This window comes from Kushneria marisflavi, assembly GCF_002157205.1.
Taxonomy (GTDB): Bacteria; Pseudomonadota; Gammaproteobacteria; order Pseudomonadales; family Halomonadaceae; genus Kushneria; species Kushneria marisflavi.
Map to the genome: position 1 here is coordinate 3,001,958 of NZ_CP021358.1, position 12,062 is coordinate 3,014,019.

The window sequence follows — 12,062 nt, forward strand, 5'->3', positions numbered from 1 at the left end:
AGATGTTTACCAGAACATGGGGTCCGGTGAGGCCTGACGTTCACGAAGCCTGTCCCTGGCAATAAACAGGGCTGCAATGGCACGGCCCTCATGAAAATCACCTCGTGTCAGCAGGGCTTCGATATCTTCGATGGCATGCTTTTCGACAATCAGGGGTTCGGGCTCATCGCCGGGCAGGCGTTCTTCATAAAGCTGGGTGGCCATGACCACATGAATACGGTGAGTCATGTAATTGGGCGCCAGTGTCAGTTCAATCAGAGGCTCGATCACGCGTGCGCCATAGCCACACTCCTCGCGGAGCTCGCGATTGGCAGCCGTGACAATATCTTCGCCAGGATCGATCACCCCCTTTGGCAGGGTAAGGGCGTATTCCTCGATACCGGCCGCGTATTCCTGAATCAGTAACACATGATCCGGGTCCGGCATGGCCACGATCATGACAGCACCTGCGCCCTGACCATTGCTGGTCAGACGTTCAAAGGTGCGTTGTTCGCCATTGGAAAACTCGATTTCCAGTGCTTCTACTGCAAAAAGCCGGCTCCGGGCGATACTACGCCGCCGTCCAATTTCGGGCTTTCCTGATGGGGACATGTTTCTACCTCCGGATGCTTCAAAAAACGGGCGCGGCGGAATACGTCTTCGATGCCTGCACGACAGATTATCGCATTGTATGGTGGGCAGCATCTGTCTGGCGTCATCATGGTATAGCCTTGAGAGCCTGTTTTTTGCCCCCATATTGGCATTCAGAAACGGCGTGGAGACATGGCATGAGCGAACAGGTTCGACTCGACAAATGGCTCTGGGCAGCTCGATTTTTCAAGACGCGCGGGCTGGCGCAGAAAGCCATTGATGGCGGCAAGGTTCACTATAACGGCGCGAGGACCAAGGTCAGCAAGATTGTTGAACCGGGCGCGCTGCTGGTATTGCCTCAGGGCTGGGATCGTATCGAGGTGGAAATCATTGATCTCAGCGACAAGCGCCGTGGGGCTGAGGAAGCTCGGACGCTTTATCGCGAGACGCCGGCAAGTATTGAGCGTCGTACCCGCGAAGCCGAAATTCGCCGCATGGATAAAAGCATGCAGCCCCCAAAGGGCCGTCCGGACCGTCGAGCCCGACGCGATATTCAGAACTTTCAGCGTCACCAGCACGACGATTCCTAGCCTTTAACGGCGCTTTGCTGATCGACTCTTTCATTGCTCTGCCTGCCGCGCCGGGTACCCTTTTTCCTTTCGGATGACTCATGGACCATATTCAACGATTTATCTTTGACGATACCAATGTTCGCGGCGAGCTGGTCAAGGCAGACGATACCTGTCGGGACATCATCGGCCGCCACAACTACCCCGATGTGGTTAATCACCAGCTCAGTGAGATGCTGGCGGCTGTGGCGCTGTTGACGGCGACCATCAAGCTTGACGGCGTATTGACCCTTGAGGTCAAGGGCAACGGCCCGGTCAGCCTTTTGATGGCGGAGTCCAATCCCGCCCGCGATGACAGGGGACAACAGCTGCGCGCCATTGCTCGTCTTGCCGAAGACCAGCCGCTGCCTGACGAAGGCGCATCGCTTCAGACGCTGATGGGCGAGGGGCATATCGTCATGACGCTTGATCCTCGTGACGGGCAGCGTTATCAGGGGATCGTGGCCATGGAGTCACAGACGCTGGCGCAATGTCTTGAGAGCTATTTTGAGCGTTCCGAACAGCTGCCCAGTCGCCTGTGGCTTTCTGCTTCAAAAGAGCATGCTGCCGGGTTGATGCTTCAAACACTGCCCGAGGATGACACCCTCAAGGACATCGACGCCTGGCCGCGCCTCAATATGCTGGCCGACACCCTCAAATCTGAAGAGCTTCTGGAACTACCGGCTCGCGAAGTGCTGGTGCGTCTGTTTCATGAAGAGCAGATTCGGGTTTTTGAGCCTGACCCCATCGGTTTTGGCTGCACCTGCTCTCGTGAGCGTTTTGCCAGTGCCCTGCATCAGCTTGGCCCGAAGGAGTTACGCTCGGTGGTCAAGGAGCAGGGTGAGCTGAGTACCACCTGCCATTTCTGCAACACGGATTACTTGTTCAATGCTGCTGATATCGAAGCGTTGATCGAGTCGCCTGATGCCCCCTCACCAACCCTGCATTGAAAATGTGTGTTTCGGGCGGATGCGAAAGGCAGTTTGTTGTGCCTGTGCGCGTAATGCTGCCGTGATACATTCTCCGTTGGTAGTAATTTGGTCATAATATGCTTTGCCGTGTGTCCCGGCCCTGTTCAGGGCAGGGCCAGGGATATGCGGAAATATAATGCGAGAGGCATATAACAAGTGCCCATCCGCTTAACGAGAGAGAACGGCTTATGCCCGGGATAGACATGACAACGAAGATGAGTACTCCACGTATCAATGCAAGTGCCGCCGAGCTGGTTGAGTATGCCATTTCTCGGGGGGAAGCAAGGCTTGCAGCCAACGGGGCGCTGGTAGCGGAAACCGGACGACGTACCGGGCGCTCACCGGTCGATCGCTTCATCGTCGATGAACCCTCTACCAGTCATGAAATCGACTGGGGAAGCGTCAATCGCCCCTTTGCCGGAGAGCATTTCGATGCGCTGTGGGAGCGTGTTGAAGAATTTCTGGCCGACAAGGGCGCGTTTGAGACCGAACTGCACGTCGGTGCCGACCCGGAACACTATCTCCCGATTCGTGTCATGGCCCAGTATGCCTGGCATACGCTGTTTGCACGCAACCTCTTTGTGCGACCGCAGCCCTTCAATCCGCGTGACAAAAGCGAATGGCAGATCATGAGCGCCCCGGAGTTTGTCTGTGATCCCGAGCGTGATCATACGAATTCCGACGGTACGGTCATTATCAACTTTGCGCGTCGTCGCGTGTTGATTGCCGGCATGCACTATGCCGGAGAGATGAAAAAGGCAATGTTCACGGTGCAGAACTTTCTGCTGCCGGAAAAGGACGTATTGCCCATGCACTGCAGTGCCAACGTCGGTGACAACGGTGAGACGACTCTCTTTTTCGGGCTTTCCGGCACCGGCAAGACCACACTGTCTGCCGATCCAACGCGCTATCTCATCGGTGATGATGAGCATGGCTGGGGAGAAGGCACCGTTTTCAATCTCGAGGGCGGCTGTTACGCCAAGACGGTCGATCTTAGCGAAAAAAACGAGCCGATCATCTATCGCGCCATTCGCTTTCCGACCGTACTTGAAAATGTCGTACTCGATGATGATCGCGCGCCGGTCTATGACGATGCCTCACTGACCCAGAATGCGCGGGCGGCCTATCCGCTGGAGCATGTCGACAAGCGAACCGCAGATAACCGGGCCGGGGAGCCGAGCGCGATTGTCTTTTTGACCTGTGACATGAGTGGTGTGCTGCCGCCGGTATCCATCCTGTCGCGTGAAGCCGCTGCCTATCATTTCCTTTCCGGTTATACCGCGCGAGTCGGGTCGACCGAAATTGGTGCCAGCAGTGCACTTGAAGCGACCTTCTCGACCTGTTTTGGCGCCCCGTTTTTCCCTCGTCCGGCTCATGAGTACGCCGAGCTTTTGATCAAGCGAATCGAGGCCTTTGACTCAAGGGTCTATCTGGTCAACACGGGATGGACCGGTGGTGCCTACGGGCAGGGTGGTGAGCGTTTCAGTATTCCCACGACCCGCGCCATCATCAGTGCCATTCAAGGCGGCGCTCTGAAGGATGCCGAGACGGTCATGTTGCCAGGGCTTAATCTGTCCGTGCCCAAAGCCGTGGACGGTGTGGATCCAGCACTTCTGGACCCGCGCAAGGCCTGGCAGGATGAGTCGGCCTTCGAAGAGCAGTCACGTCTTCTGATCAAGAAGTTTATCGATAATTTCAACCGTTTTGACGGGGTAGATGACGCCATCACTCGTGCTGGCCCAAATATGGCTTGAGGGCCTTGAGGCCTGAAAACGCCTTGTTCTGAACTCTGTTCTGATATTTTCTCCCCGGTCTACTGACCTGTAGACCTTCATGGTGACAGCCCCCTGGCTGTCACCATGCCTTCGTGAAGGTTTTCCCGATTTAAGCGCTGTCCCGTCGGTTCATGGTTTGTGATACCCTGGCGACCTGTTAGGAAGGGAATGCGTTTTCATGACAAAGATTTCTTCGATGGCAGAACGACTGGCTGCTGAGCTTTCCGAAGCTGCTGGCGCCACTGCTGTTCGCCCTGCTCAGATCGAGGCCACCATCGCCCTGCTGGATGAGGGCGCGACAGTGCCGTTTATCTCCCGCTATCGCAAGGAGGCCACTGGTGGCCTTGATGATAGTCAGTTGCGCCTTCTCGAGACCCGGCTGCGCTATCTGCGTGAGCTCGATGAGCGCCGAGCGACGGTACTATCGTCAATCGAGGAGCAGGGCAAACTCGATGATGACTTGCGCGCCAGTATTCTTGCGTCCGACACCAAGCAGCGTCTGGAAGACCTTTATCTGCCCTATCGCAAGAAGCGACGCACCAAGGCGCAGATTGCCCGGGAGGCGGGGCTCGAGCCGCTGGCCGATGCCCTTTTGAATGACCCAACACTGACGCCCGAGTCGCTGGCGGATGACTATCTCGATGAGGCGCAGGGCATCACGGATGCTCGCATGGCACTGGATGGTGCCCGCCAGATTCTGATGGAGCGTTTTGCCGAGTCTCCAACGCTGGTCGGTCGGCTGCGGGATCGTCTGTGGCAGGAGGCCGAGCTTGTTTCCACGATGCTGGCCGGGCAGGAAAACAGCGGGGCGAAGTTTTCGGACTACTTTGATCATCGTGAAAAGCTCATCAAAACGCCCTCGCATCGAGCGCTGGCCATGTTTCGTGGTCGTCAGGAGGGCGTGCTGGGGCTGGCCCTCAAGCTGCCGGACGAAGATGAGGCCCCGATTCATCCCTGTGAAGTCGAGATCGCACGCGAGTTTGGTATCAGTGACCATGCCCGGCCTGCCGATCGCTGGCTGAAGGAGGTGGTGCGCTGGACGTGGCGGGTCAAGCTCTATACGCATCTGGAAACCGAGCTGCTTGGGCAACTGCGTGAGCAGGCAGAAGCTACAGCGATCAGCGTCTTTGCCGATAACCTGAAGGATCTGCTGCTGGCAGCGCCGGCCGGGGCGCGCGCGACGCTGGGGCTCGACCCGGGGCTTCGCACCGGCGTCAAGGTGGCCGTGGTGGACGCCACCGGCAAGGTGGTGGATCACACGGCCATCTATCCGCATGCGCCACGGAATCAATGGGAGGCCTCGCTGTCTACCCTGACCGAGCTGTGCAAAAGACATGATGTGGGGCTGGTGGCCATCGGGAACGGTACTGCCAGTCGCGAAACCGATCGACTGGCTGCTGATTTACTGGATCGGCTCAAGGGTCGGGATGTGGCAAAGGTCATGGTGAGTGAGGCCGGCGCTTCGGTATATTCCGCCTCCGAGTTTGCCTCGCGCGAACTGCCGGAGCTGGATGTCACCATCCGCGGCGCCGTATCGATTGCGCGCCGCCTGCAGGACCCTTTGGCCGAGCTGGTCAAGATCGATCCAAAGTCGATCGGGGTAGGGCAGTATCAGCACGATGTGTCACAGCTGATGCTGGCGCGCTCGCTGGATGCCGTGGTCGAGGATTGCGTCAACGCCGTGGGGGTGGATCTCAATACCGCCTCATCGGCGCTGTTGGCCCGCGTATCGGGCCTTAACAATACTCTGGCCGACAATATCGTGGCCTGGCGTGACAATCATGGCGCCTTTGACAACCGACGCCAGATTCTTGAGGTCGCCCGTCTGGGACCCAGGACCTTTGAGCAGTGCGCGGGCTTTTTGCGTATCAGCGGTGGCAGCAACCCGCTGGATGCCTCGGCAGTGCATCCCGAGGCCTATCCACTGGCCGAGCGCATTGCTCAGGCCAGTCGACGTAATTTGCAGGCGCTGATCGGCGACAGCGATTTTCTGCGCAGTGTGCGTGCTGCAGACTACGTTGACGAGCGCTTCGGGCTGCCAACGGTCAGCGATCTGTTGAAGGAGTTGCAAAAGCCGGGCCGTGATCCGCGGCCCGAATTTCGCGCGGCGCAGTTCCAGGAAGGTATCGAGAAGGTCAGCGATCTGGTGGCCGGCATGGTACTTGAAGGCGTGATCACCAACGTGACGCACTTTGGCGCGTTTGTGGATGTTGGGGTTCATCAGGATGGTCTGGTGCACATCTCGGCGCTGTCGCATCAGTTTGTGCAGGACCCGCGGTCGGTGGTCAAGGCCGGCGACGTGGTGAAGGTCAAGGTCATGAGCGTAGACCAGGCGCGCGGGCGCATCGGGCTGTCCATGCGTCTTGACGATACCCCGGAGGCCGAGCAGGGCGTCAGCACCGATAGTGCTAAGCGATCCGGGCGTGACAGGCCAAAGGCAAAAGGCAGGGAAAAGACTGCCTCGCAGGAGCCGGTCGGGTCACTGGGGGCTGCGCTTTTGAAGGCAGGCGCCGGCAAGCCGAGCGATCGCAAGCGCTGAGGTGATAAATTCGTTAGCATGCACACTTTGGCGCTTGAAAGGGCCAGGTGGCGCTTCATAATGAGCGCACAATTGGCAGATTCGGTGCCTGACTGACGCAGGGTCAGCGGGTGCCGGTCGATGAAAACAGTTCCGGAGCCCTGCCCAGGCAATCTGCCGGCATGCGTGTCTGAATAACGGCGCGCGGGCTCCCGCAAGAGAAGGTGTTCAACCTTGTCCGAGCAATTCACTCGCCGCATCGATGGATTGAGCGCACCGGCGCAGCAGGGCCTTTTTGGCCGCATTCGCCGTGGCATTGAAAAGGAAGGGCTGCGCGTGGATTCTCAGGGGCGCATTGTGGCCACGCCTCATCCGCATGCTCTGGGCTCGAAGCTGACCCACCCCTATATCACGACCGATTATTCCGAGTCGCTGCTGGAGTACATTACCCCGGTGTTCTCGCGACCCTCGGATGCGCTCGCCTTTCTGGGCGATCTTCATCGTTACAGCTATCGCTACCTGGGGCAGGAACTGATCTGGCCCTCGAGCATGCCGGCTGAACTCGATGGCAACGATAGTGTTCCGATTGCCGATTATGGCAGCTCCAACGTGGGCACCATGAAGCGGGTTTACCGTAACGGTCTGGACATGCGCTATGGGCGCATCATGCAGTCCATTGCCGGTATCCATTACAATTTTTCGCTGCCCGATGAGCTCTGGACGCATCTTCAGGAGATTGACGGTCAGCAGGATGTCTCGGCACAGGCGTTTCGCTCGCGGGCCTATTTTGATCTGATTCGCAATTTCCGCCGTAACAGCTGGGTGCTGATGTATCTGTTTGGCGCCTCTCCTGCGGTGGATCGCAGTTTCCTCGAAGGACGCGATGCCGGATTACTGCCTCATGGGCAGCAGACCCTGCTTTCTGATACCGCGTCCACGCTTCGCATGAGCGATCTGGGCTATCAGAACAAGGTGCAGTCGCAGCTGCGCATCTGCTTTAACTCGCTTGAAAACTATATCGGTACCCTGCGCCATGCCATCGTGACGCCATGGCCTGCCTATGAGCGCGAAGGCGTTGAAGTGGATGGGCAGTGGCGTCAGCTCAATGCCAACATGCTGCAGATTGAAAACGAGTATTACAGCGATATTCGTCCCAAGCGTGTGGCGCGCCACGATGAAACGCCGACTCAGGCGATGGAGTCACGTGGCGTTGAATATATTGAAGTGCGCTGTCTGGATCTTAATCCGTTCACGCCGCTAGGCATTGATGAACAGCAGATCCACTTTATCGATACATTCCTCGTCTGGTGTCTTCTGTCCCCCAGCCCCTGGATCAACGATGAAGAATGTGACCGCCTCGATGACAATCGTGCACATGTGGTGCGAAGCGGCCGTGATGCGTCACTGAAGCTTTCCTTTGCTCAGGGTGATCGCCCTTTGGCCGAGTGTCTGGAAGAAATCTTCGATGCCATGGCACCTATTGCCGAGCTAATGGACAGCGCCGATGATGATGGCGCTCATCAACAGGCGCTAGCCGGATTGCGTGAGCTGATTCACCACCCCGAGAAGACCCCGGCCGGGCGCATGCATCAGCAGATGCGCGATAGCGGCAGTGATTTCGTGACCTGGTCGCTGGAGCGGGCACGTGAGCACGCGCAGTGGTTTGCCGAGACTCCAATGGACCCGGCACGCGACACGCTGCTTGATCAACTGGTGGAAACTTCACATCAACAGCAGCGTGAAACCGAAGAGAGTGATGACATCGACTTTTCGACCTTTTTGCAGCGTTATTTCGAACATGCGCGTCGATTGAAGGTCAATAATGGCGCTCAATAACGAAATGACAATGTAAATTGGTGGAATGACGCATGACGAATCTGTTGAATCGGTCGGCACGCCAGTGGTGTCTTGTTGGCAGTGCCTTTTGTATTGCCATGCTGGCCTTTGCGCTGGTGCTCCAGTACGGTTTCGGGCTTGAGCCCTGCCCGCTGTGCACCTTCCAGCGAGTGGCTGTGCTTGCAGCGCTGGTGCCCCTGATCATTGGTGCATTGCACAATCCGCGTGGCTGGGGCGGCAGTGTTTATGGAGTGTTGGCGCTCATCGGTGCCGGTGCCGGTATCTTCCTGGCAGGTCGTCATGTCTGGCTGCAGCACCTTCCCGCCGACCAGGTGCCAAGCTGTGGCCCGGGGCTGGATTACATGATGGACGTGCTGCCGCTTCAAAGCGTCATTGCCACCGTGCTGAGCTCTTCTGGTGAGTGTGCCGATATCAAGGGCAGCTTTTTGGGGGTAGCTTTGCCCGGCTGGACGCTGCTCGGGTTCATTGTGCTGGCCCTGATCATACTGGGCCTGATCACCAGCGCCATCCTGCGTCAGCGTTTAAACGCCCGCGTCGGATAACACCAGTTGTAACGAGGTCTCTGCCAGCCAAAGGGCTCTCGTCGAAACAAAAAAGGCACCCGAATGGGTGCCTTTTCTATGCCTAATGATCAGACATCAGACGCTGGGACCAACGCTTTTGTCTTCCTTTTCCTTTTCCCGCTCATGGTCGAGATCTTCGCCGTGAGAGGATTTTTCCGGCGACATCTGCGGCGCCTCATCAAGGCCGCGAAGTTCAACTTCACCCATCAGAAGATCGCGCTCAAAGGCTTCCTTGTCGATATTGAAGCCCAGAAATTTCTGCGCCAGATAAAGATCCTTTTCTGCGTTCCCCAGGCAGCTGGTGCCGCCGGGCGATGGCGTCATGTTGAACACGATACCGGTGCCAGGATCGATCTTGGCTTCACCCATGACCAGCTTTTTAGCGGTCTTGTCGATCAACTGTGGACGCACGCCCCCAAACCCCTTGGCGAACTGGACATCCTCGGCGCGAAGGCTTGGTACGATGCTCTTGATGCTCTGGTGGAAGAGCTTCTCGCGCAGCACCGGCACTTCATACATGAAGTTCTTGAACACGTAGTTGCGGATGTCGCGAACCTTGAGCAGGTCCCAGAAGACCTTCGCCACACTGCCGTCGAAGCGGAATACACGCAGAAACTCCGTGAAGGTCTTGCTGTTATAACGCTCCAGCAGCGGCAGCATCAGGGCCGTTGGGCCAAAGCGGGTCTTGCCGTCCACCAGAACGTCCGGGTCTCCATGAACGGCCGCAAAGGGCAGGTTCTCGTTCTGGATGGTGTAAACCTTGCCGTTGAGCACCCTGGGCGTGAAATAAAACGACCCGGCCATCGGCAGGCAGGACTTGTCCAGACCGTAACCCATCTGATGGGCAAACAGCAGGGAATGACCACCGGCAGCGACGACAACATAGCGTGCCTGCAAAGTGCCCTTGTTGGGCGTGGTGATCTTGAAGAGATCACCTTCCTTCTCGATCTTGTGAACCGGCGTGGAAAGGTGCAGATCGCAGGTCATGCCCTTTTTCTCGGCATCCTGCTCGGCATATTTCACAAAGGCTTCGGACAGCGTGGTGTAGTTGACCGCCGTATATTCGTCGGCCGAGCCCAATGCCAGAATCTTCTCGGCAGGGTCGCGACCTTCCACCACCTTAGGTTCCTGAGCGGCGATGTCGTCGCGCTCCAGAAGACGCATGTTGGGGAAGAGTTCACGGAAGGTTTCAAAGCGCTGGCGCAGGAAGTCGCACTGCTTGTCGCCGACGCCCAGCACCATCTTGGGATAGCGATAGATGATGTGATCGCGCTCTTCGGCCGGGAGCTTGGTGCCAAAGTTGACCACCATGCCGGCAGTACGCTTGGTCGTACGCGCCTTGTCCAGCGTGTAGTTGGTCTCGATATCGCCACAGTGAATGGTCTGACTGTTGTTGCGACCATGCGAATTGACGATGGCAACCTTGTCATACTTCTCGAGTAGACCGATGGCATTGACATCGGTATATCGAGCCAGTTCATACAAAAGGGCAGTGCCTGATACGCCGCCACCCACGATAAGGACATCATACGTCGTTGCTGCCATGGCTTCTCACGCTCGGTTTGATGCGAGATTTGCGTCCTGATCTGCCAGCCCGACATGACACGGGGTCTTTACACACCGAAGGGTCATGGTCGCAGATGACTGGATGACGAACAGGACACGCTGGGTCATACGGCACTTCCATGGGCTGACCGGCGGGCAGGCCCCGGTCGGGGAGGCCTTGTGTGAATGCCCGTCCTGTTCAACCGATGGTGTCAAAGTGACACACTCCGCGATGGATATGTCGATTATAGGGAATCGAGACGTTCGTCGCGATCCCGCAGGGTAATGATTTGCCAGTTCCGCTGCCTGGCAACGTCGGCCAGCACCGGATCCGGGTCGACGGCGACAGGATGATCAACCCGTTCGAGCAGCGGGAGGTCATTTTGGGAGTCGCTGTAGAAAAAGGCGCCTTCAAGCGACACGTCATGTGTCTTGAGCCATTGCTCCAGTCGGACAATCTTCCCTTCGCGGAAACTTGGTGTGCCCGTGACGCGCCCCGTATAGCGGTCATCTTCCATTTCGGGCTCCACGGCAAGCAGATGTTCGACGCCGAGTCTTTGCGCAATGGGCCCGGTGACAAAGCGATTGGTGGCCGTAATGATCAGAATCAGATCGCCGTGGGCGCGGTGCTTCTCCAGTAGCGCCTCGCCATGGGGCAGAATGATGGGATCGATACGCTCTTTCATGAAACGGCGGTGCAGCTCGTCAAGCTCTGCCATGCTGTGGCGAGTCAGCGGTTCGAGGGCAAAGGCCAGGTATTCGTGAATATCCAGCGTGCCGGCATCGTAGGCGCGATGGAATCGATCATTTTCACGGCGAAAATGATCACGGTCGACAATGCCTCGTTCTACTAAAAAATCGTTCCAGGCGTGATCGCTGTCGCCGCCCAGCAGGGTGTTGTCCAGATCGAAAATGGCCAGCGTCAAGGGGAAGGCTCCCATCAAAGGCAAGGGTCGGTTTGTTTAATTTCATTATTACAAAGATGGCCGCGCTTTAATATGCGCGTGCAACAACTCGCACCTGCCGACGCGCAGCATATTGATGCGCTTTCGCGCTTTGTGGAAGAATGCCTGTAATCTATTTTTAAAAGGTGGCAAGTCGTGATCGATCCCGACGGTTTCCGGCCCAACGTTGGCATCATTATTGCCAACTGCGGTGGCCAGGTACTGTGGGCACGACGGGTAGGACAGAATGCATGGCAATTTCCACAGGGTGGGATCAAGGAAAATGAGACGCCTCATGACGCCTTGTATCGAGAACTGAAAGAGGAGATCGGCCTGCATCCCGATGACGTCGATATACTGGCCTGCACACGTGGCTGGCTCAGATACCGATTGCCAAAGGGGCTGATTCGTACCCATTCGCGCCCGCTTTGCATTGGCCAGAAGCAGAAGTGGTTCCTGTTGCGCATGCGTTGTCAGGAATCCAGTATTTGTGTGGATACCACGCCCAAGCCCGAGTTTGACGGCTGGCGATGGGTCAGTTACTGGTATCCTCTGGGCCAGGTGGTGTCTTTCAAGCGTGACGTCTATCGGCGCGCCCTGCGAGAGCTGGCGCCGCGTTTGCCCGGAGAGCGTCCGGTGGATGCGGCCGGCCAATAGCGGCCATTGATGTGCTCGGCGGCCTGACCATGACAGGCCGCCGGGCATGGCAGA

The 12,062-nt window shown here is 57.5% G+C and carries 10 protein-coding genes; 7 read left to right on the forward strand and 3 right to left on the reverse strand.

Going from position 1 to position 12,062, the window contains the following annotated elements:
* Positions 1-6 precede the first annotated feature (6 nt).
* Positions 7-591 carry an ADP compounds hydrolase NudE gene (gene nudE / locus B9H00_RS13680; RefSeq protein WP_086901116.1) on the reverse strand — a complete coding sequence of 195 codons (585 nt, stop codon included), beginning with the start codon at positions 589-591 and terminating at the stop codon, positions 7-9.
* A gap of 176 nt (positions 592-767) precedes the next feature.
* Here nudE and B9H00_RS13685 point away from each other — a divergent pair, with 176 nt between their 5' ends.
* The 6 genes from B9H00_RS13685 to B9H00_RS13710 all read left to right on the forward strand — a co-directional run bounded on the left by B9H00_RS13685 (position 768) and on the right by B9H00_RS13710 (position 8,841).
* Entirely contained in the window at positions 768-1,160 is a 393-nt protein-coding gene (locus tag B9H00_RS13685; RefSeq protein WP_086901117.1) for an RNA-binding S4 domain-containing protein, read from the forward strand.
* An 80-nt stretch (positions 1,161-1,240) separates the two neighbouring features.
* Positions 1,241-2,128 (forward strand): Hsp33 family molecular chaperone HslO, encoded by an 888-nt coding sequence (hslO, locus tag B9H00_RS13690; protein WP_086901118.1) that lies wholly within the window; start codon positions 1,241-1,243, stop codon positions 2,126-2,128.
* A 224-nt stretch (positions 2,129-2,352) separates the two neighbouring features.
* Positions 2,353-3,903, forward strand: coding sequence for a phosphoenolpyruvate carboxykinase (locus B9H00_RS13695; protein WP_086901119.1), 1,551 nt, complete (start codon positions 2,353-2,355; stop codon positions 3,901-3,903).
* Positions 3,904-4,102: 199 nt separating this feature from the next.
* Positions 4,103-6,463: a Tex family protein gene (locus tag B9H00_RS13700; RefSeq protein ID WP_086901120.1), complete on the forward strand. Its 2,361-nt coding sequence runs from the start codon at positions 4,103-4,105 to the stop codon at positions 6,461-6,463.
* Between the two features lie 213 nt (positions 6,464-6,676).
* Positions 6,677-8,278, forward strand: coding sequence for a glutamate--cysteine ligase (gene gshA / locus B9H00_RS13705; protein WP_086901121.1), 1,602 nt, complete (start codon positions 6,677-6,679; stop codon positions 8,276-8,278).
* 32 nt (positions 8,279-8,310) lie between these two features.
* The gene (locus tag B9H00_RS13710) at positions 8,311-8,841 is read left to right on the forward strand and encodes a disulfide bond formation protein B (protein WP_086901122.1); all 531 of its coding nucleotides are present in this window, start codon (positions 8,311-8,313) and stop codon (positions 8,839-8,841) included.
* Positions 8,842-8,937: 96 nt separating this feature from the next.
* Here the strand turns inward: B9H00_RS13710 and B9H00_RS13715 are convergent, their stop codons facing one another.
* Entirely contained in the window at positions 8,938-10,407 is a 1,470-nt protein-coding gene (locus tag B9H00_RS13715; protein WP_086901123.1) for an FAD-dependent oxidoreductase, read from the reverse strand.
* Positions 10,408-10,652: 245 nt separating this feature from the next.
* Positions 10,653-11,333, reverse strand: a complete 681-nt coding sequence (locus tag B9H00_RS13720; RefSeq protein ID WP_086901894.1) for a histidinol-phosphatase — start codon at positions 11,331-11,333, stop codon at positions 10,653-10,655.
* Positions 11,334-11,507: 174 nt separating this feature from the next.
* Between B9H00_RS13720 and B9H00_RS13725 the strand changes: the two genes are divergently transcribed.
* Positions 11,508-12,008 (forward strand): RNA pyrophosphohydrolase, encoded by a 501-nt coding sequence (locus B9H00_RS13725; protein WP_086901124.1) that lies wholly within the window; start codon positions 11,508-11,510, stop codon positions 12,006-12,008.
* The last annotated feature ends 54 nt before the right edge of the window (positions 12,009-12,062 follow it).